Here is a 26,982-nt window from a genome sequence, read left to right as displayed (position 1 = left end):
TCCTGTCATTCGGAAAACACCACCCGGCCTTGGCCCGCCCCATTGGCGTTCCCGGCATCAAGCGGCTCATTGGAAAGGGCGTTCAAGAGCGCCCAGGCAAGGTCGGCATGGCCGATCTCGCCGTTGCGGCGCGCGACATAGGTGACGCCGCGCCCGCTGCCGGTCAGCGCGGGGCGGATCGCCATCAGCGCCGCCATCAGGTCGGTCCATGCCTCATCAAACTCGATGCGGCCGGAATTGAAGACGTTCTGGGCCTTGACCACCAAGGCCGTCTTGCTGGCCACCGAATATTCGATGCGCCGCGCGCGCGGGAACCAGCCGACGACCAGCTCATAGACCGCTTGGCCCGCCCCGGTGGTGTCGATGGCGATGTCGGTCACGTTGTAGCGGCCTGCGACCCCCTTGATGAACTCGGCCTGCCCGGCAAAATCGCGCCCGTTGAGCCGGTATTTGGCCAGCACGCGGAACTTGCCCTTGCCCGGAACATCAGGCGGCGCCAGCACCACCAGCGCGGCATCATCGCGCCCCTGTTTGTTCGGGTCATAGCCCAGCCAGACCGGCTTCTCGCCAAAGGGCCGCCCGCCCGGCACATCGGCCAGCGCGGGCCGGAAATCGCGCCAGCGATAGAATGCATCGACGCGGGCGGGCGCAATCCGGCTGAAAGGAAAGCTGCTCTCGCTGTCATCGACGAACTGGCAATTGTAGAGGTTTTCGAATTCCTCTTCGCTGCATTCGGCGCGCAGTTCCTCTTTGTCGATGCGCCCGCCCGCCCCGCCCGCGATGGCATCATCCAGCGTGACCGTCTGGCACCACGAACCATCGGGCATGAGCGCGCCCGCGCGCAAGTTCCGGTGGCTGACATCAAAAGCCCGCTGATCGCCCTTCCTGCGCCCCCGGTTCCATTCCTCCCCGCTCCAGAAGGCATAGGCTTCATGGGTTTTGGTGCTGGGCGTCGAGAAATAGGTGCGCTTGTAGATGGTGAGCGTCGCCATGGCCGCTGCCACCTTGCGCAGCTGGGCAAAGCCGTGGACCCAGAAGAATTCGTCGAAATAGAAGTCGCCGCTTTCGCCCTGCGCGGTGTTGCTGTTGGTGGAAAGCGGATAGAGCCCGACCGCGTCGAGCCGGATCTCTGGCCTATCCGCCTCCTCATCCGCCGGGTGCAGACCAGAGAAATCCAGCATCAGCGGATTGCCCTTGAGGTCCACGCCGGTGACGCGCTTCACCCAACCCACGATCTCACGGATGAACTTCTTGGCCTGTCGCTCACTAGCCGACAGGAAGATCTGATTGCGCGGCTGTTCGCCCGCGATGACGGCTTCCGCGATCTTGGCCATCGCCTCGCGGGCGAAATACCATGTCGCGCCGATCTGGCGGCTCTTGAGGATCTTACGGGTGCGCTGCTCGCGCTGCTCCCACCAGCCTTCCTGATAGCTGTCATTCTTCTCGTGGAAGTCGGTGAGCAGCGCTTCCCACTGCTCTCGCGTTAGGAAGTTTTTGCGTTTGTCGGCCCGCTTGGCCTTGGCCTTGTCATCGTTGCGGCGGCCCACCGCTTCGTTGAGGTCGCTCTCCTTCCCGGTCTCGCCGTACTTCTCGATCCGGGCGCATTCCTTCATCTGGCGAACCAGAAAATCGACGCGCTTCATGTCCCCCTCGGTGAAGGGCTCCCGGCAAAGGTAATTGGCGATCTTGGCCTCAAGGTGGTCCTGCACCACCCGCACCGGCTTGTCCTCGTCCCAGCCGCCGCGCCGTTTCCAACTGGTCACGGTGTCATATTTCTCGCCCAGCTCACGCGCGATTTCGGCCATGTCAAAGCCGCGATGATACATCGAGCGCGCCTCCCGCGATTTCGCGCGCGTCACCTGTCGGCTGGTGGCCGGGCGCGCGTCGTCATTCGGGGCGGTTTTGGTGGGCATGATCCTGCCATGCCCTGATCTTGCCCCATTGCGCGCCGGGGTGCTGGCGTAACCCGCCGGGTTACTGCGCCCGCGCGTTGCAGGAATGCCGGGCGGGGTGGATTTCAGGGGCCATGCTGATCCGCCCCGCGCCATCCCTCCCCGGAGTAACCCGATGAAGACCAAACCCATTCTGCTCGCCACCGCCGGTTCGACCGTGGATGGCCGCACCATCGAGGCGCGCGACCTCGAACAGATGGCCTCGAGCTATAACCCCAAGACCTATGGCGCGCGGGTCAATATCGAACATATCCGCGGCGTCAGCGGACAGGCCCCGTTCAACGCCTATGGCGACGTGCTGGAACTGTCGGTGGGCGAGGTCGATGTCGACTTCAATGGCAAGTCCGAAAAGCGCAAGGCGCTGTTCGGCATCCTCGATGTCACCGACAATGCCAAGGCGCTCAATGACGCCAATCAGAAGGTTTATCCTTCGATCGAGATCATCGACAATTTCGCGGGCAAAGGCTTCTCCTACCTTGGCGGCGTCGCGCTGACCGACAGCCCAGCTGCCATCGCCACCGACCGCCTGAAATTCAACCGCACCCTGCCCGGCTCGATCAATCTGGCGGGTGATACCGCCGCCACGCTGGAATTTGCCGACGATATCACCACCGAAGGCGGCAAGAGCCTGCTCGCCGGATTTAGCGCGCTGCTCGACAAATTCGCGGCCACCTTCAACCCCGCGCCCAAGCCTGAAGAAAAGCCCGAAACCCCGCCCGAAAACCAGCAGCCGGCCACGCTCGACTTTGCCGCCCTGCGCCCGATGTTCGAACAGTTCGGTCAGACCGTCGCCACCTCGATTGACGCCCTGCGCAGCGAATTGCGCACCGAAGCCGATGCCCAGGCGCTCAAGATCAAAAGCCTCGAAGACGCGCAGGAAACCGCCCCCGCCCACCAGTTCCAGCGCCGCCCGATTGCCGATGGCGGCTCGAACGGGAACGCCCAGAGCAAATACATCTTCTGACCCGGCCCGCGCCACCAACCTTGCCCCGCATCCCGAGCTAAGGATCACCAAAAATGTCCCAGATTTATACCCTCTCTGATCGCGGTCGCGGCGCGCTCGATCAGCTCTATGCCGCCATCGGCAACGCAAATGGCACGCGCAACATCAGCCGCAATTTCGCCCTTTCGCCCACCAGCGAACAGCGCCTCGAAGATCTCCAGCGCGAAAGCGTCGGCTTCCTGCAGCGCGTCAATGTGATGGGCGTGCGCGACCTTCAGGGGCAGGTGATCGGCCTTGGCACGTCCAACATGATCGCAAGCCGCAAGAGCCGCTCGAACCTGCCGCGCACCCCGCGCTATGTCGGCGCGCTCCAGGACCGCAAGTTCCAGCTCTATTCGACGCTCTTCGACACGATGCTGCCGTGGGAAGTGATCGACGCCTGGTCAAAATTCCCCGACTTTGCCGCCCGCTATGCCCGCCATGTCGCGGTGTCGGTCGGCCTCTCGCGGATCTCGGTGGGCTTTAACGGCACCGAGGCCGCCGATGACACGGACGCGGCGGACAACCCGCTGGGCGAGGACGTCAACATTGGCTGGCTGCACAAGCTGCGCCTTGAACGGCCCGACCATGTGATGGGCCGCGCCATGGTCACGGTGGGCGATGTCACCACCGCCACCGGGGCGCCTGCGCCCATCTACATCGGCCCCGACGCCAATCACGCGGCGGGCGATTACAAGAATATCGATGCGCTGGCCTATGAGCTGATCGCGGGCATGCCCTCCTATGCGCGGGCCAGCACCGACCATGTCGTCATCGTTTCGCAGGATCTGGTGGACGAGAAATACTTCCCGATGATCAACCGGCCCCTGTCCGACACGATCGATGGCGGCAAATCGACCAGTGATCAGGTCGTCTCCGACCTCATCATGTCGACCAAACAGATCGGAGGGCGTCCCGCCGCCATCGCCCCCTTCTTCCCCGAAGGCACGATGGCGATCACCCCGCTGGGCCGCGCCAATGCCACCGACAGTTCAAACCTCTCGATCTATTATCAGGAAGGCTCGCGCCGCCGCTACATCAAGGATGAACCGGAAAACATGGCCGCGCTGGTCGACTATAACAGCGTCAACGAAGGCTATGTGATCGAAAGCACCGATTACATGACCATGGCCGAAAACATCACCTTCGGCGCCCGCCCGTAATCCCCCGGCCCGCCCGCCGGTTCCCCTGCCGGTGGGCGGGCAACAGGAAAGCCCCGCTTATGGTCTCCGCCTTTCGCCGCCACCAGATGCGCGTGCGCGCCCTGCAATCGGGCGCGGCGCAGCCCGATACGCCCAACGCGCCCCCGCCCGAACTGGCCCGCGACAGCGCCGCCGGTCAGGAATACGCGGCCCTGCGCGTCCTGCTCCACGACAATTTGCGCTCCCTCTCCGACATCGCCAGCATCGAGGCGCGCAACCCCGTCAAGATCGAAATGGCTGGCGCCTTCGCCCCATGGATCGAGGGCGTCTTGCTGGCGGGCGAACAGGGGCAGGCCGCCCAAGATGAGATCCTTGTCTGGAACCTCATCTGGGCCATCGACTATCGCGATTGGGACTATGCCCTTCGCCTCGCCGCGCATGCGATCCGCTTTAACCTCGCCTCGCCCGAACGGATAAACAGCACCATCCCCTGCTTCCTTGCTGAACAGGTGGCCACGATCAGCCTCACCCAAAGCGAAGCCGTGCCCCATGACGTTCTGGCCCGCATTCTGGTGCTGATCGAGGGCCACGACATGCACGATCAGGCCAAGGCCAAGCTGCACAAGGCGCTGGGCCGCAGCTTCGCCCGCCGCGCCAAAGCCTTCGACCCCGCCGCCGACAACGCCCCCGCCGGTGGCAAGGCGGCATACCTCACCGAAGCCCTAGCCCACCTGCGCCGCGCGCTCGAACTCGACAATGGCATCGGCACCCGCTCGGAGATCAAGGCCATCGACAAGGCGCTGACCAAACTGGCCACGCCCACTCCCGAATAATCAGTTCGCCCCACGGCGGCGGGGGGCGGTTGGCGCGGGCGGCGCCCTTTGTGACAGCCATCCCACACCATCCTCACCCCCCGTTTTTTTGACGCAAAGGCTCGCCCCATGAACAGCTTCACCGCCTCCCCCATCGCCCCGCCCGATGATCCCGATGCGGCGGTAGTGGCCGATGGCTGGTTCCCGCCGGTCAAGCTGGCCGATGTGCGTGAAGGCATGAACATCGGCGGCGGCGCGATCACACAGGAACAACTCACCCTCGCCATCGAAGGCGGCATGCTCTCTGCCCTGCGCCAATTGGCCGCATGGCGCACCGCACGCGCGCTGGCCGGGGCCGTCGGTCTTGCCGATGTCACCTCGGACACCCTCAACGGAAAAAACCGCGCAACCCTGCTCTGGACCCGCGCGGTGGGCTATTACGCCGCCGCTGATCTGGCCGCAGGCAACCGCGACATATCCTCCTCCGACACCGGCCTCGCCCGCGCTTCGGAAAAGGCCGCGCTGGCCGACGAATACCGGCGCGAAGGCCACGCCGCGATTGCCGACCTGCTCTCCATCAGCGGCGCGTCGGTCGCGCGCAACCGGGTGGAGATGCTGTGACCCAAACCGCCACCGCCATGGACGGCGAGACCGTCGATGAAATCTGCCACCGCGTCCTGGGCAAAACGGCGGCGGTGACCGAACAGGTGCTGGACCTCAACCCCGGCCTTGCCGAACTCGGCCCGCGCCTGCCGGGCGGCACCTTGGTCACCCTGCCCGACGCCAGCGCAGCCCAGACCGCCACCATCGATATCGTGCAATTGTGGGACTGAAGCCGAGATGCTCAAAATCAACCTCCTGCGCGCGGCCCTTATGGAGGCCATGCCCGAACTGAAGGCCAGCCCCAAAAACCTCATCATGTGGGTCGATCGCGGCGCGGTCCAATCGCGCGACACATCCGACCTGTCCTTCGCCTTCAGCTTTCAGTTGAACGTTCTGCTGATCGAATTCGCTGGGGACATCGCAGCCTTTGCCCTCGCCATCCTGATCTGGCTGCGCACCCACCAGCCCGACCTGTTTGCCATGGGCGCCGACGCCTTCGACTTCGAGGTTGATATTTTGGACAATGGCAAATCCGATGTCCAATTCCGTCTCCAACTGCGCCAGAATGTCGCCGCCACGCTGACCAGCACCGGCGTCACCGCCACCTATCTGCCCGAACCCACCCCGCTCTTTGGCGATGACCTGCCTCTGGGCGGCCTTGATGCGATGCCGCTGCTCACCTCGATCACCGTCAATGGCGAAGACCTGCCGCCATGGGACACCACCGATGGCGGATGACCTTGCCCGGCTGGAGGAATGGTTTGGGCGTATCATCGCGGGGCTTGAACCGGCCCAGCGCCGCAAGGCCACCCGCAAGCTGGGCCAGCTGCTGCGCCGCGCCAACCTCAAACGCATCGGCGCCAATGTCGATCCCGACGGCGTCCCCTTCGCCCCGCGCAAACCCCGCCTCGATCAACGCGGGCGCCTGCTTAGAGGCGCGGGCGGCAAGATGTTCAAGGGCCTGCGCAAACTGGCCAAATGGCGCATCGATGCCGCCCCCGATGGCGTCGAAATCAGCCCCGTCTCCAACACCGCCGATCGCGTCGGCTCGGTCAGCCAGTTCGGCCAGACCGTCACCGTGGGCCGGTTGCGCAATGGCCGAAAGATCCGCGCCAAATATGCCGAGCGCCGGTTGCTGGGCTTTGGCCGCGAGGATGAGGATCTGGCGCTGATGTTGGCGGGGGAAATGTTAGAGGCCGAAGGGCTATAACCTCAATTCAGCCGTAGCGTTTGCGGGCCATGGCCTCATTTGCGTAAACCGCCTGATCGTAGATCGTCTGCGCGACCCGCCCAAATGTCCGCAACAGGCCTGCCCAATCCGTCGGCGCAATTTCCGGCATGTCGTCATTGCGCTCTTCACACAGCGCGGCAACGGCGTTCAGACCGTTGGCAATGTCTTTCAGCGCCATGTCGGCGTCTTCATCAATCACATATCCCCGCGTCTTGAATTGCGCGGAAGGATCAGGGCGGATATGTGCTGTCTTAGCTTGGGCCATGAGTGCTATCCTCTGGTTTGAGTTAGGGCGTCTTGGGGTTGCAGCCCCTTGACGCCCGAACTTTATGCGTCGTATAAAGTGGCATGTCAATATTAAATACGCAGCAAAAAGTCATGGGCCGCCCCCGCGTTGATAGCGAAGAGCTACGCGTGAGGATGCAGCGGCCAGATTTGGACGCCATCGATACGTGGCGCGAGGCCCAACCCGACCAACCGGGCCGCCCCGAAGCCATCCGTCGCCTGATCCGCAAGGCGCTGGGCGATGTCTGAACTCTTCATCCTCAACAGATTGTCCCCAGCAAGTTCACATTCCGTTCCAACAGTGCTAGGCAGCCTTGTGGTTGATAAGGCTCAACGAGGTCCACATGGCTGAGACACAAATCGAATGGACGGATTCGACTTGGAATCCTGTTGCAGGCTGCACGATTGTCAGCGCAGGCTGCACCAACTGCTACGCCATGGAAATGGCTCGGCGTCTGGAGGCCATGCATGTCAGCAAGTATGCTGGCCTTACCCGCAAGAGTGGCGCGCGCACAATTTGGAACGGGGCAGTTCGGGAAGATCGCGAAGCGCTTCAAATTCCTCGTCGGTGGCGCAAACCAAGGAAGATCTTTGTCAACTCAATGAGCGACCTGTTTCACGAACAGGTCAGCGAGGCGTTCATTCAGGACGTCTGGAACGTTATGCGTGACACGCCTCACCATAATTACCAGATCCTGACCAAGCGCCCTGACAGGATGGCGGCGATCACGAACAAAATGTTTGACGGAGTTCTCCCGAATGTCTGGCTGGGGACCAGCGTTGAAAGCGGCGATGTGGTCGAGCGAATTGACCATCTGCGCACCGTGCCCGCTGCAATTCGCTTCATCTCTTTCGAGCCGCTGATCGGCCCGGTCGGTGACATCGACCTTCGGGGTATAGACTGGGCAATCGTCGGCGGAGAGAGCGGTCGTTCCGCACGGCCAATCAGGGAAGAGTGGATCGATGAGATCCATGATCAATGCCTGGAATTCGATACCGCATTTTTCTTCAAACAGTGGGGCACGTGGGGGAAGGATAACAAGCGCCGTTCAAAGAAGGCCAATGGGCGCGAATATAGAGGCAAGACTTGGGACGAGATGCCGTCCGCGTTTGTGTCTGCCATTTGACAATTATCAGGCCGGTCATCGGCAAGGGGAACGAATGGCTGAAAAACCGTATGAATGGGTAGATGGCGCTGTTCTGGAGGATCACTCCCGGCGTAAGCATAAAATCCTCAGGGAATATTTCTTCAAATACCTGACGGTACGATGCCAGCTTCCCCAAATGGAAAAGTTTCGTCTCGCTATTGTCGATGGCTTTGCCGGCGGTGGTCGTTATCGTTGCGGCGCCTCCGGTTCTCCACTTATTTTTATCGAAGAACTGCGTCGCGCGGTCGAGGCTGTCAACACACACCGGACGGCTCAAGGGCTTGGCCTTATTGAAATCGAATGCCTGCTTGTGCTGAACGATTACAGCAAAGATGCTCTTGATACACTCAAGACTAATATAGCCCCACTTCAGGCAGAAATTGCTCAGAGCGTTCCGAAATTGCATTTGCGGGTCGAGTATCTGAATCAAGCGTTCGAAGATGCCTACTCAACGATGAAGAAATTTCTGGAGCAAGGCCGCTTCCGTAATGTTCTGTTCAACCTAGATCAGTGTGGTCACAGCAAAGTCAGTCGCGCCACGATAATCGACATTATGCACTCATACCCGTCGGTTGAAGTATTCTATACCTTTGCAATTCAAACTCTCTTGACCTTCCTTCAGTCTCGCGACCCAATCCGGTTAGCGGCACAACTGCAGCCATTCGGCATTCAAGCCAAAGACATTGAAGCTATGGATTTCGGCGTCAAGAAGCAGCAATGGCTTGGCGCTGCCGAGCGGTTGGTCTTTGATGCATTCCGCACTTGCGCCACTTTCGTCAGCCCGTTCTCTATCAATAATCCAGATGGCTGGCGGTATTGGTTTATCCACTTCGCCAACGCGCATCGAGCAAGGCAAGTCTATAATAACGTTTTGCACGACAACAGTTCCGAGCAGGCACATTTCGGTCGATCAGGATTGAATATGCTCTCTTACGATCCAAGCCACGATGGCGGCTCACTGTACCTGTTCGACGTAACAGGGCGCAAAAGTGCACTCGACCAATTGCACTCCGATATTCCCCGGCTAGTATCGGAATCGGGCGATGTGATCGGCTTTGGCGAATTTTACGCGGGTATCTATAATGCCACCCCAGCTCATAGCGATGATATCCACCAATCTATCATCGACAATCCTGATTTACAGGTCATCACGCCTGCGGGCGGTGAACGGCGCAGGGCAAACGCCATCGCAATCGGAGACATGCTGAAATTGAAGCAACAGAGAAGCTTTTTCCCGCTTTTTTAGAGATTTGATTCTCCAATTTTGCTTATCGAACGGGGAAATGGTTCACGCCCCACCCCCGTAACCCTCCGCGTTACGCCTCCATCCCCTCCCCGCGCGCGCGAAGGCCATGCACAGGTTGCGCATGGCCACCAGCACCACCGCAATCGACCTCTCGCAACTCCCCGCCCCCACGGTGGTGGAGGCGCTGGATTATGAGACGATCCGCGCTGCGCTGATCGCGGACACCCAAACGCTGCTGCCCACTTGGGACGCCGCGGTGGAAAGCGACCCCGCCGTGAAAGTGCTGGAGATCGCCGCCTATCGCGAACTGCTGATCCGCCAGCAATTTAACGAGCGCGCCCTGCAATGCCTGCTCGCCTATGCCACCGGCACCAACCTCGACCATCTGGGCGCGCTGCTGGGCGTTTCCCGCCTGACCGACGAACTCGACGCCACGTTCAAGGCCCGCATCCAGCTTGCCCCCGACGCTTTCAGCGTGGCTGGCCCGGAATCCGCTTACGAATATCACGCCCGCTCCGCCGACAGCACCATCGCCGATGCCAGCGTCACCAGCCCCAGCCCCGGCGTTGTCCTGGTCTCGCTGCTGTCGGCCTCCGGCGACGGCGCCGCCACGCCCGAACAGATCGCCAATGTCGAGGCCGCGCTCTCCGGCGCCCGCCCGCTCACCGATCAGGTCTTGGTGCAGTCCGCCCAGATCGTGCCCTACGCGATCACCGCCGCGCTCACCCTGTTCGACGGCCCCGATGGTGATGTGGTGCTGGCCAATGCGCAGGCCGCCGCCGACGCCTATGCCGCCAATGCGCGGCTGATCGGCCGCGACATCAACCGCGCCAGCATCTTTGCCGCCATCGGCGTCGCGGGCGTCTCGAATATTGCGCTCTCAAGCCCGGCGGCAGACATGCCGATGGACGCCACCCAATGCGGACACTGCACCGCTCTCACCCTGACGGTGGCGGGCCGTGGCGAATAACCCTTCCCTCCTGCCGCCCAACGCGCGCCCGCTCGAACATGCGCTGGCATCCTCGATGGCGCGCATCACCGCCATCCCCACCCCGCTCACCGACCTGTGGCGCCCGGATGCCATCCCCGCCACCATCCTGCCATGGCTGGCCTGGGGTCTGTCGGTCGATCGCTGGCGCCCCAGCTGGAGCGAGGAACAGCGCCGCGCCGCCACCGCCGCCGCCATCCCCAATGCCAAGATCCGGGGCAGCCGCGCCGCTGCGCAGGCGGTGATCGCCGATTATGACCCCCGCATCACGCTCACGGAATGGTGGGAGGAAGGCGGCACCGGCCTCCCCTATACCTTCTTCTGCACCCTGCCGCTCGATGGCGCGTTCGATGATCTGGCCACCGCCAGCTTCGCCACAGAACTCTACCGCGACCTGACCCGCGTCAAACCCGCCCGAGCCCATTTCCAATTGCGCCAACAGGTACGCGCCAAAGTTACCCTGCCCATGGCCGCCGTTGCCCGCGCTTGGGCCATGGACCGCACCATGGCGACAATGATCGGCCCCGACCCCGCCGACCTTCTTAAAATCACCACCGAATATGGCGAACCGCTCGAAGGCGATGATGGCGCCGGATGGGAGTATATCTGATGGACCCGTTGCTCATCACTCTGACGGCAGCGGGCCTGTCGGCCATTGTCGGCGATGACAGCCCCTCGCTCGGCCCGGTGGTCATTACCCAGCTTGGCCTGACCGATGCTGCCTTCACAGTCGCCTCAACGCTCGAAGCGCTCCCCGGCGAATTCAAGCGGATCGACGTGTCGGGCCAGCAAGTGGGCGATGACACGCTGCACCTGATCGCGCTGGATGATACCGCCGACGCCTATACCTATCGCGGCTTTGCGCTTTACCTCGACGATGGCACCCTGTTTGCCGTCTATGGACAGCCCGGCCCGATCGCCGCCAAGGCAGAGCCTTCCGCCTCCTTCCTCGTCCTCGACATCAAACTGGCGCAGGGACAGGCCGAGAATATCACCTTCGGCGACACCAATTTCATCAACCCGCCCGCCACCACCACGCGCCAGGGCGTGGTCGAACTGGCCACCAATGCCGAGGCCAGCGCAGGCACCGACACCCAGCGCGCACTGACGCCCGCCGCGATGCAGGCGGCCCTGCTGACGCAGATCCTGCGCATCCATGGCGCAGACAGCGGGATCAACGCCGACCTGCTCGATGGCCAACACGGCGCGTGGTACGCCGATATCGTCTCGCGTCTGGGCTATGTCCCCTTTGACAGCGTGGCTTTCACCGGCGCGGCCATCCTCACCCTGCTCAAAACCGTCGATGGCGCGGGCAGCGATCTCGACGCCGATCTGCTCGACGGCAAACATGCCGCCGCCTTTGTCCTGGTCGATGATGCCGCCACCTTCGGCTCCAATGCCAACGGCTATTGGCGCCGCATGCCCAATGGCCTGATCGAACAATGGGGCGAGGTAACCGCCGGGGAATCCAGCTCACCGCCCTCGCTCGACTTCCCCATCCCCTTCACCGATCTGGCCAGCATCAACCTGTCGGTCACCGCCCGCACCCCCAACACCGGCGCTGTCAGCGGAAACAGCGTGGGCGGCAACAAAGTCTCCGTCACCCAATTCAACGTGTTCAGCGACGACCTCGACCGCGCGGTCTTCTGGCGCGCCATCGGAAAGTAAGCCCCCATGGTCAAAATCACCTCGCTAGACCTGCTGGACGCCGCCGACATCGACGGCACCGAAACCTTGCCCGTGGTCAAATTCGGCCAATCCAAACGCGCCCGCCTGTCCGATCTGGCCGCTCCCATGGTGGAAACCGCCACCGCCGCGCGCGATGCTGCGCAGACCATTTTGGACAATACGCAGGCCGTCGCCGCCGCGCTGCCCTATCCGAACTATGCCAGCACGACAGCGGCGCAGGCCGATACCTCGCTGCTTTCGGGCAAGCTATACACGGTGGTTTCTTCCGGACAGGTGCAAATCTACACCAAGAACTCGGCCAGTTCGTCCAGCCTGACAGGCGTTATTCCCACCGCCACCTATACCGACCGGCTCAAGCCCAAGGCGCTTGTACCCACGATTGATCTTGGCGCGGTGGGTAATGGTGCCAGTGCGGCGGCGGATCAGGCCGGATTGAGCGCCGCCATTGCCGCGATGATGGCAAGCCGTTCTAATGCGCCACTCGGCATTTTTGGCCCGCTCGAATATCAGAACGGCATCGTGCTGGAACCGGGCATCTATGATGCGGGTGACTTTACCATCGACAACGGTTCGCTGCGTATCTCTGCCCGCATTCCATGGACGGTGGTGATCCGCATTCCTGATGGCAAATACTTCTGTACCCAGACCGGCACACCCTATTCGCTGGTCTGCGATGGCATCATGTTTTTGGGCGGCAAGGGCGTCTATAAAAACACGCGCACCGGATCGAACGTGCAGAACCTTGTGCAGTTCACTCGCTGCATGATGTACCGATATACCGAATGCGCGATCAGCAACAATTCGTCTGACAGCCCTTTCCTCAAGGTGAAGGACTGCTTCCTTGGCGGGATGACCGGCTGCAGCACCATCGGCATCGCGTGGGGTGGGCTGTGCGATCAGGTGATGGTCTGCGACAACAGCTTTGGCCCGAACACCTATCACATTGTCGTGGGCAACCGCGTGGGCGGCAACGTCAACATCCTGCGCAACGATTTCATCGGTTTGGGAAGCCAGATCGAAACCAAAGCCGATATTTGGTTTGTGCCTGACACCAGCGGCGGTTCGTTGGGCAATTCTGGCTACGCGATCACAGTGGGCTGGAACAAAATGGGCAACGAAGGCCAGATCGCGGGCAATCCTCGCATTCTGGTGGCGGCCTATGATGGCGTGACCGGCACAGACCGCGCCACCTACCGCCCCGGCACGGCTGACACCGGGCGATTGTGCGGGGTCAATTTTGTGGGCAACAAGGTGATCTCCATCGCCAACCCGAACGCGCCATTTATCAAGTCCTACGTTTCGGAACTGGTCAACTGGTCGGCCCGCGACAATCAGTTCACCGGCGGCACCTACACCGACTTCATCCAGTTTCCGAACGGCAAGACGACAAGCATGTTGTCCGCGTCCAGCGACTTTGAATTCGCGCAAAACGCGGGCGGGGTGCCGGATCGTTTCTGCACGGCCCAGATTGGCACCTTGCGCGATTATGCGGGCTTTTGGCCGGGTGACATTAACCGGATGCCGGTGCATCCCTTCATTGACGACCCGATGATTACCCCCATCGTTTCGTGGCCCAGCGCAAACCTGTTTACCTATCTTTCCGGTTCGAGCGCTGTTGCCGTGGCCGATCCTTATGGCCTGTCCGAATATGCCTCAATCATCGGCGGCATGTCGGCGGGCTTTGTTGATCCCTATGGCGGGGCGGGCGGCCCTGCGGTGCTGGAAATCTCGCTGGCACAGGCGGCAAGCCGTTCGCTGACGCATGTTGTCATCGACCTGTTCAACTATGCCAATTCGGCGCTGGGTTTTCAGCGGCGCGTCTTGCTGCCCGCGTCGGGCAACACGACCAAAGGCACCTATCACATTCTCATTCCGCCCCATGCCAGCCCCTCGACATGGCAGGTCCGCGTCTATGGGTACAACGTGGCCAGCGGTACGGCGGACACGTTCGTTTCGGGGGAACTTTACCTCTATAAGGGCCGGGGCAAGCTGGGCCGCGCCAAAATGCTGGAGCGCTGGCCGGTGGCCCCGCGCAACCGCGCCTTGATTGGCGGGGCAGCGGGCACTTTGCCGACCGGCTGGTCGCTGGGCACGGTGGCGGGCGGGCTGACGACCACGATCAACCGCGTGGGCGAAGATCAATACGGCACCTTTGCGGAAATCGCCATCGCAGGCACCACGACTAACGGCAACGGCTGGACGCTCTACCTTGAAGCCGCGCGGGCGCTGGGTTTTGTGGCCAGCGCGCAATGGCTTTATCAAGTCGGTGTGCGGGTGATGGCGGGCGACTTTACCGGCGCGACCGTCAGCACGGGCTATGACGGATCGACCGGGCCGTTCGTGCTTCAGGCCGCCTGTTACAATTCCGCCGACACATGGCTGTTGCAGCGCGGCATTGCCTTCACGCCCGACGCCACGTTCCGCCTGTTCGGTCGGACATTCAGCGCCAGCTATTTCAACGGTGGGGCCGACTATGTGCGCCCTTGCGTCGGCATGGCCATCCCCAACGCCACCGCCGTCAATGTGACTTTGCGGATTTACGTCCAGCCCATCATCCGCCTTCAATAAGGAGACTTCTCGTGTCGATCACGCCCTTTGCCTTTTCCGTTTCAGGTTCGCCCGCCGAGGCCCGCGACCAAATCACCGCCGCCAGCGGCACAAGCCCCGGTTTCCCCACTGTCGCGGGCGAATTTGTGGCCCAATGGCTTGACGGGGTGCCCGATGACAAAACCGTCAGCCTTGCCATTCAGGGCCAGCTTGGGCCGTGGCAGGATGGCCAGATCACGGGGCCGGTGAATTTTTCCGTGGTGGGCCAGATTTACTGAGTTCTGCGATGGCTGACCTCCCGCCCCTGCCCCCGCTGGCAACCGCATCGCTGGCCGCGCCGCATTGGCGCGGCTGGTGGGACACAATTCTTGCCCTGATGGTGATGGCTTTGGCGCAATTCTGGGAGGCCCTGCCTCACCTCATCCAACTGGGCGGCCTTGTCGTGGTCTGCCTGACCGCCGTGCAAAAACTGATCGAGCTTGGCTGGATCAAAAACCCCCGCGCCCGCAAGCAGGAGGCTCCCGATGACATTGGTTGAAGATGCGCGCCAATGGTGGCGCTGGTGGTCGGTGCGCATGGCCGCGCTGGCGGGCGTCGTGGCCGGCGCCTTGGTGGCCCAGCCCCAGATCCTGACCGGCCTTGTCGCCTATGTCCCCGAACGCTGGCGCCCGCTGGCCTCGGCATTGGCAGGGGTCGCCGTCTTTGCCGCGCCCACGATCGCGCGGTTGATCCAGCAGGGGAGCAAGAGCGATGGCAACGCAGCCTGACACCGCCCAGCCCAAACGCGGCGCGCTGATCATGCTGACGGGTTCGCTGCTGGCCATTGTCGGGCCGGTGACGGGAAAGCTGCTGCTGACGCAAACGCCCGCGCATGAATCGGGCCGCAAGGTGGCGGTCACCGTCTCGCCTCAAGCCAGGACCGCCACGATCCAGCATATCAGCGGGCCGCAATATCTCAAGGCGTACCTCGATATCGTCAAGGTGCCGACCGCCTGCGACGGCCTGACCGGCAAGGATATCAAGCTGGGCAAGAGCTTCACCGAGGCGCAATGCGCGCTCCAGCTCGAGGCCCGCCTGACCGAGACGGCGCAGCATGTCATGGCCTGCACCCCCGGCCTTGCGCTGACTATTGCGGGCCGGGATTTTGTTCGCTTTGCCGCCGTCAGCCTCGCCTATAACATCGGATGGCCGCGCTATTGCGCCTCCACCATGCGCGCCCGGATCAACGCGGGGCAAATCCGCGGGGCCTGCGATGCGCTGACATGGTTCAACCGCGCCGGTGGCCGGGTGTTGCAGGGCCTTGTCGATCGGCGAAAGCGTGAACAGGCCCTCTGCCTGAGGGATGCGGCATGACCCGCGCCATCGCCCGCTTCATCCTGTCGCTGATCACCGGATCGCTCTGGCGCTGGCCGCTGGCGCTCCTGCGCTGGATCGCAGCCTCGCCTGCGCGCATCTGGGCCGCGATGGCGCTGATCGCGCTGGCCTTGGCCGGGTGGCAGGCCCACCGCGCCGCGCAATGGGAAGGCACCGCCCGGAACACGCAAACCACGCTCAATGCCGAGCGCCGCACAGCCCACGCCGCGCGGGCTGCCTATCAGGCGCAATCGAAAAAGGACGCCGATCATGCAGACACGAACCACACGGCGCTGGCCTCTGGCTCCACTGGCCGCTTTGCTTCCTATGCTGCTGACCACGGCTTGCGGGCGAACGCCCCCGCCCATCGCGCCGCCGCCGGTCAAACCGACCATGCCCAGCTTTCTGAAATCCCCGCCCCCGACACCATCATGGCGGACATCTCCCGCGTCTGGATCACCCGCTCCGACTGGCTGACCTGTGACGCGGATTGGGCCTATGCGCAGGCGGCGCATGATTGGGCGCAAAGGACCGGGCAATGAGTGACGATGACATCCCCCTCGATCCCTCGACGCTGATCCGCCTGGGCGTGATCAGCGCGGTCACGCTTTCGCCCCCACGCTGCCGGGTGCGCTTTGGCGATCCCGATGCCGACGATGGCGCCATCGAAAGCCCGCCCATCCGCTGGCTGGCCCTGCGCGCTGGCGCCACCCGCCGCTGGTCACCGCCCACCGTGGGCGAGGAATGCCTCCTCCTCTGCCCCGATGGCCAGATCGGCAATGGCGTCGCGCTGGCGGGCCTCAACAATGACAACCACCCCGCCCCCGCCTCAACGCTGGCCGAGCTGATCACCTTCGCCGATGGCGCGATCCTGTCCTATGATCCCGAAACCCACCATCTTGCCGCCACCTTGCCCGATGCCGCCACTGCCACGATCAAGGCCACCACCATCACGCTGGACGCGGGAACGGTGCATGTGACCGGCACAATCACCGCCGGTGGGGATGTGGTCGCCGGCGGGATCAGCCTCAAGGGGCATAGGCATGGCGGGGTGCAATCGGGTGCGGCTGTGTCGGGAGAACCCGTTGCTGCCTAATTGGGCAACTGCTTGCGACCAGATATGGTCGTTCATATCAGCCACCGCATACGTCTGCTTTTGACGGAGGCTGCCAAGCGCACTGATCGAGCCAGACCTTCGACAACGCGTCCTCTCATATGCCATACGCTTCCTTTCTTGGAAGTCTCGAATCTGCCGTTCGTTTAGGCGGGCACCACGGCATCGTGAACGAAAGAGTTTCCCAATCAGCTTTCGATTGCAGACAGTGCCGCATCAATTCTATCAATGATCACCTCGCCTCACAGAGGTCCCGGAGTGTGATGAATGCCGATTTTCTCTCCCGAACTTGAAAAGACACTCCACCGGGCGCTCGCAATGGCGAAGGAGCGCAGACATCAATTCGCAACCCTTGAGCATCTTCTAGTCAGTCTGATTGATGATCCGCATGCCGCTGATGTCATGTTGAACTGTGGGGTCAACCTCTCCAATCTCCGGGCGACAGTTACAAATTTTGTCGATACCGAACTGCAAAGCCTTGTCCTTCCTGCCGATCGGCCCGCGTTGACTGATGAGGAATGGCGACAAGTCAGTGAGTTGATCAAACAGCGCGCCGAGGATAGTGCGAAGAACGAGGGGACTCCGTCGACCGCTGCCGATCTGAACAGTTTCACCAAGGCTGTTCAGATCGCGGTGGTTTGGGAAGAATTTGAAAATGGTGAGCCGGCGCCGACGAGTGGTTTCAAGCGTGTCGTTCAGCGCAGCATCCTCCATACTCAAGCATCAGGGAAAGAGGAGGTCACCGGCGCTCGCCTTCTCGTCGCTCTTTTCAGTGAGCGCGACAGCCACGCCGTCTATTTTCTGCGACAGGAGGGTATAAGCCGCCTCGATGCAGTGTCTTATATTAGCCACGGCATACGCAAGGCGAGTTCGCTCGAAGTTGGGCCTTCAGAGGTGCCGGTATCTGAAGCATCCTTCGGCGATACAGCGCCACCCACCGCAGGTCGCCTTGACGACCTGTTTAGAGCAAATCGGACTGTGTCGCTCGACATGAAACCGTATTTCGATGCAGTGAGCGCGCAGCCTACTTTGTCGACGCCGCGCGTTGCGGAGAAGATCGTCGAGTTCATCTCCGAACTAGCCCAGCTCTATCCCACTGCGTCGGGCAGCACGATGGACAGCGCAGTAACGGTGGGGGTCTACGGTCCTTGGGGCTCCGGCAAATCGACTCTGCTATCGATGATCTCGAAATTCTTCCGCAAAGACGGCGCGATCGTAGTATCTATCAACGCGTGGAAGTGGGATGGCGAGAAGAACCTCCACAGCTTCATGACCGATCAACTGCTGGAAAGCCTCTCGAACTCGGCGGCCTTTCTTTGGAGGGCGCGCCTCATCAGGATGCTCCTGTTCGTTAGGCGGCACTTCCGATGGTTTGTAATCGCGCTGAGTGTGCTGATCTCGCTCATCATTCTCTCCCTTTTCGTCGACTTTTCCCAGCTTAGTTTCAACCATGTATTCGGGAAAGGGTCGATCTTCGCTCTGATCGGCGCGGGCTCGTTCGCTGCGCTTGCCAAGCCGATAGCGTCGCTCGCCGAGAGGCTCATAATCCGGCCCAAAGAGCTGCCCGATCCGGGCGTAGACCTGTCGCAGGCCTTGCGATATCTCATGTTAGCCAAACAGATCGGCGACACCGCGCAACGCCCGATCATCTTCGTATTCGATGATCTTGACCGCTGCGATCCCGACCGCGTGATGAAGTTTTTAGGCTCGATCCAGACCCTCACGCTCGCCGGCGCAATCAATATTATCGGCTGCGACGATCGGATCATCTCGTCGGCCATCTACAAGCAATATAAGGACATCGCCGATCTGTCGGGTGAGGGCCGGGAGTTCGGAACCCGGTTCCTCGAGAAGATCGTGCAGGTCCATTTCCGGATGCCCGGCCTCTGCGCGGAGGATCTCGTGTCGCTGGGCATCAAAAAGACGGCGGTTACCGCGCCCGAGCCTGCAACTGGCTCAAGCGCCAGCCCCTTCGACATCACGACCGATATTTCCAGCAATGGAGGTGAGGTCGCATCCGGCTTTTCTCCAATCAAGGACCTCGATCCCGAGGCGTCGATGGTTCCCGATGCAATTGATCTCTCGTTCATCTGTGGAGAGGTGCTGGGCGAAGTCCTGACCATCTACCGAATGCCAATCCGAAAGGTGAAATTCCTGTCGAACGTAATGAAACTCTACACGATGGCGTTTCCACCGTCCGATGCCAGATCAGCTTTTCGGATCGCGGCCTTCATCGCGATGGTGAATGTCGACGAGGCCTGGCTCCGCGAGGCTTATACCGCGGCGGCGCTGCCCGTCGATCCCGGCTATGAAACAATCTACGAATATCTCGGGAACGACGGGAAACTGATCACGTCGCTTTATCGCATATGCGGGATCGAAGAGAAGGGGAAAAGATCGACGGAGATTGAGCGGATATAATCGACCCCGGAAACGCACATTTGTTCACGATAGGGCACCAGTTCGGCACTAGGGTGGCAGCGAACGTCCGCTGCCTCCGGCTGCTGCCCCGCAACCGGACAGTCTGCAAAAGCTTAGGTTCAGTCTTACCCGAACGCCGGTCGAGCTAACCTTGAACGTCGGCTTCTGGTAAAATCTGCTGTTCGACACGTCGTGCGCAAACGTCGGAAATCTCCCGACCCTCGCCCCCATAGCCCACCGCATCCCCCGTAACCCGCCGCGTTACGCCCAGGCCCTCTACCCCGCGCGCGCGTGAACCGTCATCCCGTTCCCCATGAACGGAATGGACGCCACCACTGGAAAGCCCCTCTCGGGCGATGCGCATCTGGCGCAGTCGGTGGTTGATATCCTCACCACGCCCATCGGCTCGCGTGTGATGCGCCGCACCTATGGCTCGCTGATCCCGAGCCTGATCGACGCGCCGATCAATGCCGCCACCCCCATGCTGATCCGCGCCGCCACCGTGCTGGCCATCCGCCAATGGGAGCCGCGCCTCTCCATCGCCCGCGTCCGCCTGTTAGGCGCGCCCGCGCGAGGAGCGCTCACCATCCAAATCAGCGGGCAACGCGCCGATACCGGAAAACCCGTCACCCTCTCCATCAGCGCCTGACGCAAAGGAACCGCCCATGCCCCACGGCCTCACCCTCACCGAATCCACCAGCGGGGCGCGCAGCCTCGCCACCTCCTCCATGGCCGTGATCGGCGTCATCGCCACGGCCAGCGCGGCGGCAGGCGCGGCCACCACCGCGCTCGATGCCGCCTTCCCGCTCGATACGCCGGTGCTGATCACCAACATCGCCGACGCCATCGGCAAGGCGGGCACCGGCGGCACCCTGCTCCCCACGCTCGAGGCCATCGCCGATCAGGTAACCCCGGTGCTGGTGGTGGTGCGCGTGGCCGAGGGCGAGGATGAGGCCGAAACCAGCGCCAATGTCATCGGCGGCAATACGGGCGGCGTCAAAACCGGCCTTCAGGCGCTGATCGCGGCCAAGTCGGTGGTCAACGTCCGCCCCCGCATCATCGGCGCTCCCGGCCTCGATACGGCAGAGGTCGCCGCGCAACTGGTGATCGCCGCCAAGCGCCTACGGGGCCGCACCTATGCCCGCGCGATCGGCGATGATGACGCGGCGGTGCTGGCCTATCGTCAAACCTTCGCCGCGCGCGAACTCACGCTGATCTGGCCCAACACCTCGCCGGATTTTGTGGGCGATGCCACCGCCCGCGCGCTCGGCCTGCGCGCCCGGATCGACGAGGAGACAGGCTGGCACAAAACCATCAGCAATGTGGCGATGGACGGCGTTACGGCCCTCACCCGCAACATTGCCTTCGACCTGCTCGACCCCAGCACCGAGGCGGGCGTTCTCAACGATGCGGGCATCGTCACGATCATCCGCGAATGGGGCGGCTTCCGCTTTTGGGGCAACACCACCTGCGCGGGCGAGGATCAGTCGGAATACAGCTTCGAAAGCGCCGTCCGCACGCTCCACGCGCTGCAGGATATCGTGATCGAGGCCTTTGCCCCCGAATTCGATAAACCGATGACCGTCGCCCTGGTCAAGGATCTGCTCGAAAGCTGCAACACCAAATTCGGCGAACTGGCCACCACCGGCTGGATCATGGGCGCCAAGGTCGCGCTGGCCGCCACCGGCAACACCAGCGCGGAACTGGCCGCCGGGCGTCCCAAATTCGCGCTGCGCTTCACCCCCTGCGCGCCGTTTGAAAACCCCACGGTCGATTTCGCGATCACCGAGGAATTCTACAGCGACTTCGCCTCGCAGGTCGCCGCCTGATCGCGCCTTCGCCTTTCCGCCCCCTCTTCTGACAGGAGCGTCCCATGGGCCTTCCCCGTACCCTCAAAAACCTCAACACTTTCATCAACGGCGCCGACTATCGCGGGCGCTGCGGCGAATTCGAACAACCCAAACTGGCGCTGGTCACCTCCGACTGGCGCGGGGGCGGCATGCCCGGCGCGGTCAAACTGGACCAGGGGATCGAGGCGATGGAGGCCACGCTCACCTTTGGCGGCCATGAAACCGCCCTTGTCCGCCAATTCGGCACGCCCGCCATCAACGGCACCCGCATCCGCCTGGTCGGCGCCTATCAGGCCGACAATGGCAGCGCGCCGCAAGCCGTCGACATCTTCATCGGCGGGCGCTTCACCGAAATCGACTTTGGCAAGGACAAGCCCGGCGACCCCACCGAACACAAATACAAGGCCGCCCTGTCCTATTACCGGCGCGAGGTGAACGGCGTGGTCGAAGTTGAAATCGACATGATCGCGGGCGTCCACATTGTCGGCGGCGTCGATCGCTATGCCGAGATCATGGCCATCCTCGCGGGATAATCCGTTTTCTCAGATCCGGCCGCACGGTCCTTTTGCGGGGCGCCGTGTCTCCGGTGGGCCGGTGGTCTCCTCTCCGCCACCGGCCCTTCCCCGCCCCCGCGCTATCTGAAAGCCCCGCCCATGTCCGCACCCTCTGCCAGCCACACTTTCACCCTCGCGGCCCCCATCATGCGCGGCGAGACCGCCATCGAGGCACTCACCATCCGCAAGCCCAGCGCGGGGCAGTTGCGCGGCCTCTCGCTGCAAAACCTGCTCAGCCTCGACATCACCGCCATCCTGACGGTCACCCCGCGCATCACCATGCCGCCCATCACCGATGCCGAGGCCGACCTGCTCGACCCTGCCGATCTGGCCGAAATCGGGGGCGCGATCCGCGATTTTTTTATGACGGCGGGCGAGAGGAAGCTGCTGGAAATGGTGATCGAACAGCACACGCCGAAGAGCTGATGGCCGACATCGCCGCCATCTTCCACTGGCCGCTCTCCGAGATTGCCGCCCTTACGCTCGACGAACTGATCCTCTGGCGCCGCCTTGCCGTGGACAGCTGGAACCGCATGTGGGCGGGCAAGGATGGTGAGCCATGAGCGACAAAAAGCTCTCGCTGCTGGTCAATTTCATCGCGATCGACAAGATGACCGGCGTGATGAAGAACATCGTCGGCCTTGGCCGCGACGGCTCCAAATCGATCAAGGCGCTGACGGGCGAGACCAAGAAGCTCGAGAACCAGTTGCGCTCGGTTCAAACCGACATTGCCAAGGGCGCGGGCAATATCACGCAGCTGGTGAACCGAGAGCGCGATCTGGAACAGCAACTGGCCCAGACCAACCGCCAGCTTGAACGGCAAAAGAAGCTTGCCGCGATCCGCGCCGATGCCACCGTGATCCGCCGCACCGGCGCCGACTATCGCCAGCGCGGCCAGGACAACATGCTGGGCGGCGTCGGCATGGCCACGCCCTTTATTTTGGCCAGCAAGGCCGCGATGGATTTCTCCAGCGGCATGGTCGATATCCAGCAAAAGGCCGAGCTTTCCAACGCGGAAACCGCCCGCATGGCCGCGCGCATCCTCGACCTGTCCAAGGTAGCGCATCAACTGCCCGAAGATATGCGCAGCGGCATCGACACGCTCTCCGGCCTCGGCCTTGATCCGCGCAAGGCGATTGAGATGATCGGCCCGATTGGCCGCTTGGGCACCGCGTTTAAGGTGGATCTCGCCGACGGCGCGAACGCTGCCTTTGCCAATCTCAACAACCTGAAAGTGCCGATCGGCGAAACCTCCCGCGCACTCGACATCATGGCCGCATCGGGCAATGCCGGGGCGTTTGAGGTCAAGGATATGGCCCGATGGTTCCCTTCGCTCACTGCGCAAATGCAGGCGCTGGGGCAAAAGGGCACGCCTGCGGTCGCGGATCTCGCCGCCGCGCTGCAAATCGCCCGGCGCGGCGCGGGTGACGCGGATCAGGCGGCCAACAATATCCAGAACCTGCTGGGCAAGATCCAGTCGCCCGAGACGGTCAAGAAGTTCAAAGCCTTTGGCATCGACCTGCCCAATGCCCTCAAAAAGGCCGCGCGCGAGGGCAAAACCCCGCTCGAGGCCATCGCTGACCTCACGCAAAAGGCCACCGGCGGCGACAATGCCAAAATGGGCAACCTGTTCGAGGATATGCAGGCCCAAGGCGCGCTGCGCTCGCTGATCCTCAACATGGAGGATTTCCGCAAGATGCGCGCCGACATCGCCAACAGCGGCGGCACCGTGGACCAAGCCTTTGGCCAACGCGAGGCGCAGGACGCCAGCATCAAATGGCGCGACTTCATGGGCACGGTCCAACGCCTCGGCATCACGCTGGGCAATGGCTTTCTGCCCGCCGCCACGCGCTTCCTCACCGTGGCCGATGGCATGATCTCCCGCGTTTCCGCCTTCGCACAGGCGAACCCCGGCCTCACCTCCACGCTCATGTCGCTGCTGGGCGGACTGGTGGCCGCACGCATCGGCATTGGCGCGCTGCAATTCGCCTTTGGCGGCCTGCTCGGCCCGGTGGCCACTGGCTATCGCCTGCTCAAACAGTTTGAAACGCTGGGCGGTGTGGTCGCCATCTTCCCGCGCCTTGCTGGCGGCATGACGTTTCTGGGCACGGCGGCGGCCAAGGTGCCCGGCATCATCACCGGCCTGCTGGTGGCCCTGCGCGGGCTGGCGGCCTTCATGCTCACCAATCCGGCGGGCTGGTTCCTGCTGGCCGTCGGCGCGGGCGTGACCGCCTATCAGAATTGGGATTGGATCAAGGAAAAGCTGGGGCTAGGCGGCGCGGCCAAACCCAATGCGGCGGCCCCTGCCCCCAAAGCCAATTGGGCGGGTGCCAAAGTCGCCAACCCCTTCCCCGCCATGACGCCCATCCGCCCTGCTGCCAGCGCAGCCGGTGCCCCCGGCGCGCGCGGCCCGGTCACGCTCAACGTCTATCCCGCCCCCGGCCAAAGTCCTGACGCCATCGCCGATCACGTCATCCGCAAGATGAACCATGCGCAGGGCGTGGCGGCGCGCTCCAACATGAACGGCGGGGATGGACGCTGATGGCAGACCTTACCTCTTCCAGCCTGATCGACCTCTCCACCCCGGTCACGATCAACCAGCGCGACCTGCTCTCGCCCGCCGTGCTGATGAGCCTTGGCCTTTTCACCTTCGGCATGGAACAGGCCGCCTATGACCAGCTCTCGCGCCGCATGACATGGCGCCATGAACAGAATGACCGCTTCCTCGCCCGGCCCGCCAGCCAGTTCGCCGGACCCGGCGACGATCACGTCTCCATCGCGGGCACGATCGTGCCAGAGGTCGCGGGCCATTACGGCGCGCTCACTTTCCTGATCGACATGGCTGACACGGGCGACGCCTTCCCGCTGCTCGACGGTCTGGGCGCGCTCTGGGGCTTTTACCGCATCGATGCTCTGGATCAGGCGCATAAGGTCATCATGGCGGGCGGCATCCCGCGCATGGTGGACTTTGCCCTCGAACTCTCGCGGGTGGAATGATGGCGGGGAACAAGGCTGGCCTGCGCCTGACGCTCGACAATGGCACGGATCTGGCGGCCAAAATCAACCCGCGCTTCCTATCGCTGACCTTGGTCGAACGGCGCGACGGATCGGCGGATGAACTCACCCTCGCGCTGCACAATATGGACGGCAAACTGGCCGTGCCCAGCGCAGGGGCGATCCTTGCGCTATCGCTGGGCTGGGAAAGCCGGATCGATGAACACCCGGTGGGCCTGATCGACAAGGGCCGCTTCCGCGTCGATGAGGTAGAAGAAAGCGGCCCGCCCGATGTGGTGACCATCCGCGCCCGCTCCGCCGATCTGGCCGGCACCTATGCCAAACGCCGCAACCGCGTCTGGCACGGCACCTCGCTGGGCGCGCTCATCGACGAAATCGCCGCGCGCCACGGCATCACCGCCCGCGTTCACCCTAATCTGGCGGGCGAACCTATCGAGGCGCTCGAACAGCACAACAAATCCGACATGGCGCTGGTACAGGATCTGGGCAAACGCTTCGACGCCACCGCCACTTGGAAAGACCGCAAGATCCTATTCCTACCCAAAGGCTCCGCCACCACGGCGGGCGCCCAAACCATCCCGGCCATCACCCTGACGCGGCAGGATGGCTGGCAATGGCGCTACATCCGCGCCGAACGCGGCGCGCAGACCGGCGTACAGGCGCAATATCACGACGGCTCCACCGGCGCGCGCAAGACGGTGAGCGAGGGTTCGGGCGATGCCTACCGCCTCAAACACATCTACGCCAGCAAGAGCAGCGCCACCCGCGCTGCCAAATCGAACCTTGCCAAACGCCTGCGGGCCAAGAGCAGGTTTGAATATTACCTCGCCGTGGCCGATTGCCGATTGCGGCCTAACCAAAGGGCCGCGCTCAACGGATGGAGCGCGGCGGTGGACGGGACGGCTTGGCTGATCGAGAGTGTGGAGACCACGATGGATGCCGGTGGGATCAAGCAGATGGTGCGGTTGGAGGGTGGGTAAACCCATAACGATGGTCACCGATCATCATATTTGACGTTCGATAGGGACAGGTCGATATACTGGCGACGAATCCTTAAAATTACACTTTCCAACAAAGCAAAGACATGTCACAAGGAACCAATCTGGTTACTTCACTGAGGCCAGATTTTGGAGAAATCAGCCATGGTAAAGACATTGCTATTGCTGGCGGTATTCGTCAGTTTAAATGTCATAACGGGGTACGCAATAAAGTTTGTTAAAAAATAACCTCATTATCGTAGCTCACTATTAGCTATTAACAGATACTCAAATGGACCAACAGGCCTCTTATACCTAAGGCCATTCACAAGTTTCCATCCAATAGTTATTGCGCTTGCGCTAATGCCGACAACGTCATGGTTAAAGGCGGCTCCAAGAATAGGACCAACAACATCATCAACACCAATCTTAGCCTTTATAGTCGACACAACCTTACTTAAATTTGATTCATTCATAGACTTTATATAGTCATCCAACGACGATGTGAAATTTTTCATGCTAGAAGATCGAGAAATATCATTCGCACCTTCACGGGCAATGAGCATGGCCAATTCGTCAAGATGATAACGAAACGCCAGAAGTTCACCCCAACGCCGATCCTTAAATTCAAGGATTTGTTCAAATTCGACTTCATTACTAAAAACGGGCAATCCATTAAAAATTTCCAATGAGATCGCCCTTTCCCTAGTCAGAAGTTGACCGGGAATGAGATTTCTACCGTTTGGGGTCATCATCGACCATCGACCCGGCTCTCTTTTATCCAAAATATCAAATACCCTTCCAGCGAAGGATGCTATTTCTTGGCCATCAATATTACCAGATGCCTCAATGTTGCACTGCGATGCGATACCTAGGTTGTTGAGAGCATCGAAATCCCCTGCCTTGCCGAATGTAAGCAAGCTATTTTCTGGAAAATCAAGGCGTTCTGCAAACATCAGCAAGGATCGCAGCTCCTGAGAACTAGGATGGAAGCTCGCAATTCCCCCCGGCTCATTTGTAGGTAGGCACCTCGGGATGATTGCCCCACGCTGACCGTCCTTCAACCGTCCAGA

At 62.0% G+C, this 26,982-nt stretch carries 31 protein-coding genes; 28 read left to right on the top strand and 3 right to left on the bottom strand.

What is annotated here, in order from left to right:
* Positions 1 to 5: 5 nt before the first annotated feature.
* The gene (locus AC2S2E_RS09560) at positions 6 to 1,913 is read right to left on the bottom strand and encodes a terminase large subunit domain-containing protein (protein ID WP_486522144.1); all 1,908 of its coding nucleotides are present in this window, start codon (positions 1,911 to 1,913) and stop codon (positions 6 to 8) included.
* 154 nt (positions 1,914 to 2,067) lie between these two features.
* On the opposite strand from AC2S2E_RS09560, the gene AC2S2E_RS09555 reads away from it, so the two are divergent.
* From AC2S2E_RS09555 to AC2S2E_RS09525, 7 genes are all read left to right on the top strand, one after another.
* Positions 2,068 to 2,916: a GPO family capsid scaffolding protein gene (locus tag AC2S2E_RS09555; RefSeq protein ID WP_486522143.1), complete on the top strand. Its 849-nt coding sequence runs from the start codon at positions 2,068 to 2,070 to the stop codon at positions 2,914 to 2,916.
* A gap of 53 nt (positions 2,917 to 2,969) precedes the next feature.
* Positions 2,970 to 4,097, top strand: a complete 1,128-nt coding sequence (locus AC2S2E_RS09550; RefSeq protein WP_486522142.1) for a phage major capsid protein, P2 family — start codon at positions 2,970 to 2,972, stop codon at positions 4,095 to 4,097.
* A gap of 59 nt (positions 4,098 to 4,156) precedes the next feature.
* Complete coding sequence (gene gpM, locus AC2S2E_RS09545; protein WP_486522141.1) at positions 4,157 to 4,909, top strand: phage terminase small subunit; 753 nt, start codon at positions 4,157 to 4,159, stop codon at positions 4,907 to 4,909.
* Positions 4,910 to 5,017: 108 nt separating this feature from the next.
* On the top strand, positions 5,018 to 5,509 hold the full coding sequence (locus tag AC2S2E_RS09540; RefSeq protein WP_486522140.1) for a head completion/stabilization protein: 492 nt from the start codon (positions 5,018 to 5,020) through the stop codon (positions 5,507 to 5,509).
* On the top strand, positions 5,506 to 5,721 hold the full coding sequence (locus AC2S2E_RS09535) for a tail protein X (protein WP_486522139.1): 216 nt from the start codon (positions 5,506 to 5,508) through the stop codon (positions 5,719 to 5,721). The genes AC2S2E_RS09540 and AC2S2E_RS09535 overlap by 4 nt, the downstream gene beginning before the upstream one ends.
* Before the next feature lie 49 nt (positions 5,722 to 5,770).
* Entirely contained in the window at positions 5,771 to 6,229 is a 459-nt protein-coding gene (locus tag AC2S2E_RS09530; protein WP_486522138.1) for a phage tail protein, read from the top strand.
* The gene (locus AC2S2E_RS09525) at positions 6,219 to 6,701 is read left to right on the top strand and encodes a phage virion morphogenesis protein (protein WP_486522137.1); all 483 of its coding nucleotides are present in this window, start codon (positions 6,219 to 6,221) and stop codon (positions 6,699 to 6,701) included. The genes AC2S2E_RS09530 and AC2S2E_RS09525 overlap by 11 nt, the downstream gene beginning before the upstream one ends.
* Before the next feature lie 7 nt (positions 6,702 to 6,708).
* On the opposite strand, the gene AC2S2E_RS09520 is transcribed toward AC2S2E_RS09525, so the two are convergent.
* On the bottom strand, positions 6,709 to 6,987 hold the full coding sequence (locus tag AC2S2E_RS09520; RefSeq protein ID WP_486522136.1) for a hypothetical protein: 279 nt from the start codon (positions 6,985 to 6,987) through the stop codon (positions 6,709 to 6,711).
* Positions 6,988 to 7,351: 364 nt separating this feature from the next.
* On the opposite strand from AC2S2E_RS09520, the gene AC2S2E_RS09515 reads away from it, so the two are divergent.
* The 21 genes from AC2S2E_RS09515 (at position 7,352) to AC2S2E_RS09415 (ending at position 25,912) form a co-directional block, all read left to right on the top strand.
* On the top strand, positions 7,352 to 8,134 hold the full coding sequence (locus tag AC2S2E_RS09515; RefSeq protein WP_486522135.1) for a DUF5131 family protein: 783 nt from the start codon (positions 7,352 to 7,354) through the stop codon (positions 8,132 to 8,134).
* A 34-nt stretch (positions 8,135 to 8,168) separates the two neighbouring features.
* Entirely contained in the window at positions 8,169 to 9,401 is a 1,233-nt protein-coding gene (locus AC2S2E_RS09510; protein WP_486522134.1) for a three-Cys-motif partner protein TcmP, read from the top strand.
* A gap of 121 nt (positions 9,402 to 9,522) precedes the next feature.
* On the top strand, positions 9,523 to 10,371 hold the full coding sequence (locus tag AC2S2E_RS09505) for a baseplate assembly protein (protein WP_486522133.1): 849 nt from the start codon (positions 9,523 to 9,525) through the stop codon (positions 10,369 to 10,371).
* Complete coding sequence (locus AC2S2E_RS09500; protein ID WP_486522132.1) at positions 10,361 to 10,999, top strand: phage tail protein I; 639 nt, start codon at positions 10,361 to 10,363, stop codon at positions 10,997 to 10,999. Before AC2S2E_RS09505 ends, AC2S2E_RS09500 begins: the two co-directional genes overlap by 11 nt.
* Entirely contained in the window at positions 10,999 to 12,057 is a 1,059-nt protein-coding gene (locus tag AC2S2E_RS09495; RefSeq protein WP_486522131.1) for a gp53-like domain-containing protein, read from the top strand. The genes AC2S2E_RS09500 and AC2S2E_RS09495 overlap by 1 nt, the downstream gene beginning before the upstream one ends.
* Before the next feature lie 6 nt (positions 12,058 to 12,063).
* Positions 12,064 to 14,646 carry a hypothetical protein gene (locus AC2S2E_RS09490; protein ID WP_486522130.1) on the top strand — a complete coding sequence of 861 codons (2,583 nt, stop codon included), beginning with the start codon at positions 12,064 to 12,066 and terminating at the stop codon, positions 14,644 to 14,646.
* Between the two features lie 11 nt (positions 14,647 to 14,657).
* Positions 14,658 to 14,903: a hypothetical protein gene (locus tag AC2S2E_RS09485; protein ID WP_486522129.1), complete on the top strand. Its 246-nt coding sequence runs from the start codon at positions 14,658 to 14,660 to the stop codon at positions 14,901 to 14,903.
* An 8-nt stretch (positions 14,904 to 14,911) separates the two neighbouring features.
* On the top strand, positions 14,912 to 15,163 hold the full coding sequence (locus AC2S2E_RS09480; protein WP_476103400.1) for a hypothetical protein: 252 nt from the start codon (positions 14,912 to 14,914) through the stop codon (positions 15,161 to 15,163).
* Positions 15,150 to 15,392, top strand: a complete 243-nt coding sequence (locus AC2S2E_RS09475) for a DUF7940 domain-containing protein (RefSeq protein ID WP_486522128.1) — start codon at positions 15,150 to 15,152, stop codon at positions 15,390 to 15,392. The genes AC2S2E_RS09480 and AC2S2E_RS09475 overlap by 14 nt, the downstream gene beginning before the upstream one ends.
* Positions 15,376 to 15,978 (top strand): lysozyme, encoded by a 603-nt coding sequence (locus AC2S2E_RS09470; protein ID WP_486522127.1) that lies wholly within the window; start codon positions 15,376 to 15,378, stop codon positions 15,976 to 15,978. Before AC2S2E_RS09475 ends, AC2S2E_RS09470 begins: the two co-directional genes overlap by 17 nt.
* Positions 15,975 to 16,520 (top strand): hypothetical protein, encoded by a 546-nt coding sequence (locus tag AC2S2E_RS09465; RefSeq protein ID WP_486522126.1) that lies wholly within the window; start codon positions 15,975 to 15,977, stop codon positions 16,518 to 16,520. Before AC2S2E_RS09470 ends, AC2S2E_RS09465 begins: the two co-directional genes overlap by 4 nt.
* Positions 16,517 to 17,074, top strand: coding sequence for a phage baseplate assembly protein V (locus AC2S2E_RS09460; protein ID WP_486522125.1), 558 nt, complete (start codon positions 16,517 to 16,519; stop codon positions 17,072 to 17,074). Before AC2S2E_RS09465 ends, AC2S2E_RS09460 begins: the two co-directional genes overlap by 4 nt.
* 285 nt (positions 17,075 to 17,359) lie before the next feature.
* Positions 17,360 to 19,513: a KAP family P-loop NTPase fold protein gene (locus AC2S2E_RS09455; RefSeq protein ID WP_486522124.1), complete on the top strand. Its 2,154-nt coding sequence runs from the start codon at positions 17,360 to 17,362 to the stop codon at positions 19,511 to 19,513.
* A 322-nt stretch (positions 19,514 to 19,835) separates the two neighbouring features.
* Positions 19,836 to 20,162 (top strand): GPW/gp25 family protein, encoded by a 327-nt coding sequence (locus AC2S2E_RS09450; protein WP_486522123.1) that lies wholly within the window; start codon positions 19,836 to 19,838, stop codon positions 20,160 to 20,162.
* A 16-nt stretch (positions 20,163 to 20,178) separates the two neighbouring features.
* The gene (locus AC2S2E_RS09445) at positions 20,179 to 21,342 is read left to right on the top strand and encodes a phage tail sheath subtilisin-like domain-containing protein (protein WP_486522122.1); all 1,164 of its coding nucleotides are present in this window, start codon (positions 20,179 to 20,181) and stop codon (positions 21,340 to 21,342) included.
* 44 nt (positions 21,343 to 21,386) lie between these two features.
* Positions 21,387 to 21,896, top strand: coding sequence for a phage major tail tube protein (locus AC2S2E_RS09440; RefSeq protein WP_486522120.1), 510 nt, complete (start codon positions 21,387 to 21,389; stop codon positions 21,894 to 21,896).
* Between the two features lie 120 nt (positions 21,897 to 22,016).
* A complete protein-coding gene (locus tag AC2S2E_RS09435; RefSeq protein WP_486522118.1) occupies positions 22,017 to 22,343 on the top strand; it encodes a phage tail assembly protein in 327 nt (108 codons plus the stop codon).
* Positions 22,343 to 22,480 (top strand): GpE family phage tail protein, encoded by a 138-nt coding sequence (locus AC2S2E_RS09430; protein ID WP_486522117.1) that lies wholly within the window; start codon positions 22,343 to 22,345, stop codon positions 22,478 to 22,480. The genes AC2S2E_RS09435 and AC2S2E_RS09430 overlap by 1 nt, the downstream gene beginning before the upstream one ends.
* Positions 22,477 to 24,459, top strand: a complete 1,983-nt coding sequence (locus tag AC2S2E_RS09425; protein ID WP_486522116.1) for a phage tail tape measure protein — start codon at positions 22,477 to 22,479, stop codon at positions 24,457 to 24,459. Before AC2S2E_RS09430 ends, AC2S2E_RS09425 begins: the two co-directional genes overlap by 4 nt.
* Positions 24,459 to 24,914 carry a phage tail protein gene (locus tag AC2S2E_RS09420; protein ID WP_486522115.1) on the top strand — a complete coding sequence of 152 codons (456 nt, stop codon included), beginning with the start codon at positions 24,459 to 24,461 and terminating at the stop codon, positions 24,912 to 24,914. Before AC2S2E_RS09425 ends, AC2S2E_RS09420 begins: the two co-directional genes overlap by 1 nt.
* Complete coding sequence (locus AC2S2E_RS09415) at positions 24,911 to 25,912, top strand: contractile injection system protein, VgrG/Pvc8 family (RefSeq protein WP_486522114.1); 1,002 nt, start codon at positions 24,911 to 24,913, stop codon at positions 25,910 to 25,912. The genes AC2S2E_RS09420 and AC2S2E_RS09415 overlap by 4 nt, the downstream gene beginning before the upstream one ends.
* Positions 25,913 to 26,163: 251 nt before the next feature.
* Here AC2S2E_RS09415 and AC2S2E_RS09410 read toward each other — a convergent pair whose 3' ends face one another.
* Positions 26,164 to 26,865: a DUF6236 family protein gene (locus AC2S2E_RS09410; RefSeq protein ID WP_486522113.1), complete on the bottom strand. Its 702-nt coding sequence runs from the start codon at positions 26,863 to 26,865 to the stop codon at positions 26,164 to 26,166.
* Positions 26,866 to 26,982: the final 117 nt, after the last annotated feature.

The organism is Novosphingobium sp. 550D (genome assembly GCF_057401885.1).
Note: the sequence above shows the minus strand (reverse complement) of the source record. Positions and strands in the feature narration are given on the sequence as shown.

Coding starts and splice junctions, on each gene's coding strand:
- AC2S2E_RS09460 (WP_486522125.1), top strand. CDS start 16,517: ATGAGTGACGATGACATCCCCCTCGATCCCTCGACGCTGATCCGCCTG.
- AC2S2E_RS09555 (WP_486522143.1), top strand. CDS start 2,068: ATGAAGACCAAACCCATTCTGCTCGCCACCGCCGGTTCGACCGTGGAT.
- AC2S2E_RS09430 (WP_486522117.1), top strand. CDS start 22,343: ATGGCCGACATCGCCGCCATCTTCCACTGGCCGCTCTCCGAGATTGCC.
- AC2S2E_RS09505 (WP_486522133.1), top strand. CDS start 9,523: ATGGCCACCAGCACCACCGCAATCGACCTCTCGCAACTCCCCGCCCCC.
- AC2S2E_RS09515 (WP_486522135.1), top strand. CDS start 7,352: ATGGCTGAGACACAAATCGAATGGACGGATTCGACTTGGAATCCTGTT.
- AC2S2E_RS09550 (WP_486522142.1), top strand. CDS start 2,970: ATGTCCCAGATTTATACCCTCTCTGATCGCGGTCGCGGCGCGCTCGAT.
- AC2S2E_RS09490 (WP_486522130.1), top strand. CDS start 12,064: ATGGTCAAAATCACCTCGCTAGACCTGCTGGACGCCGCCGACATCGAC.
- AC2S2E_RS09465 (WP_486522126.1), top strand. CDS start 15,975: ATGACCCGCGCCATCGCCCGCTTCATCCTGTCGCTGATCACCGGATCG.
- AC2S2E_RS09435 (WP_486522118.1), top strand. CDS start 22,017: ATGTCCGCACCCTCTGCCAGCCACACTTTCACCCTCGCGGCCCCCATC.
- AC2S2E_RS09420 (WP_486522115.1), top strand. CDS start 24,459: ATGGCAGACCTTACCTCTTCCAGCCTGATCGACCTCTCCACCCCGGTC.
- AC2S2E_RS09525 (WP_486522137.1), top strand. CDS start 6,219: ATGGCGGATGACCTTGCCCGGCTGGAGGAATGGTTTGGGCGTATCATC.
- AC2S2E_RS09540 (WP_486522140.1), top strand. CDS start 5,018: ATGAACAGCTTCACCGCCTCCCCCATCGCCCCGCCCGATGATCCCGAT.
- gpM (WP_486522141.1), top strand. CDS start 4,157: ATGGTCTCCGCCTTTCGCCGCCACCAGATGCGCGTGCGCGCCCTGCAA.
- AC2S2E_RS09560 (WP_486522144.1), bottom strand. CDS start 1,913: ATGCCCACCAAAACCGCCCCGAATGACGACGCGCGCCCGGCCACCAGC.
- AC2S2E_RS09480 (WP_476103400.1), top strand. CDS start 14,912: ATGGCTGACCTCCCGCCCCTGCCCCCGCTGGCAACCGCATCGCTGGCC.
- AC2S2E_RS09470 (WP_486522127.1), top strand. CDS start 15,376: ATGGCAACGCAGCCTGACACCGCCCAGCCCAAACGCGGCGCGCTGATC.
- AC2S2E_RS09440 (WP_486522120.1), top strand. CDS start 21,387: ATGGGCCTTCCCCGTACCCTCAAAAACCTCAACACTTTCATCAACGGC.
- AC2S2E_RS09425 (WP_486522116.1), top strand. CDS start 22,477: ATGAGCGACAAAAAGCTCTCGCTGCTGGTCAATTTCATCGCGATCGAC.
- AC2S2E_RS09495 (WP_486522131.1), top strand. CDS start 10,999: ATGGACCCGTTGCTCATCACTCTGACGGCAGCGGGCCTGTCGGCCATT.
- AC2S2E_RS09410 (WP_486522113.1), bottom strand. CDS start 26,865: ATGTTTGCAGAACGCCTTGATTTTCCAGAAAATAGCTTGCTTACATTC.
- AC2S2E_RS09450 (WP_486522123.1), top strand. CDS start 19,836: ATGGACGCCACCACTGGAAAGCCCCTCTCGGGCGATGCGCATCTGGCG.
- AC2S2E_RS09455 (WP_486522124.1), top strand. CDS start 17,360: ATGCCGATTTTCTCTCCCGAACTTGAAAAGACACTCCACCGGGCGCTC.
- AC2S2E_RS09445 (WP_486522122.1), top strand. CDS start 20,179: ATGCCCCACGGCCTCACCCTCACCGAATCCACCAGCGGGGCGCGCAGC.
- AC2S2E_RS09520 (WP_486522136.1), bottom strand. CDS start 6,987: ATGGCCCAAGCTAAGACAGCACATATCCGCCCTGATCCTTCCGCGCAA.
- AC2S2E_RS09510 (WP_486522134.1), top strand. CDS start 8,169: ATGGCTGAAAAACCGTATGAATGGGTAGATGGCGCTGTTCTGGAGGAT.
- AC2S2E_RS09475 (WP_486522128.1), top strand. CDS start 15,150: ATGACATTGGTTGAAGATGCGCGCCAATGGTGGCGCTGGTGGTCGGTG.
- AC2S2E_RS09530 (WP_486522138.1), top strand. CDS start 5,771: ATGCCCGAACTGAAGGCCAGCCCCAAAAACCTCATCATGTGGGTCGAT.
- AC2S2E_RS09415 (WP_486522114.1), top strand. CDS start 24,911: ATGATGGCGGGGAACAAGGCTGGCCTGCGCCTGACGCTCGACAATGGC.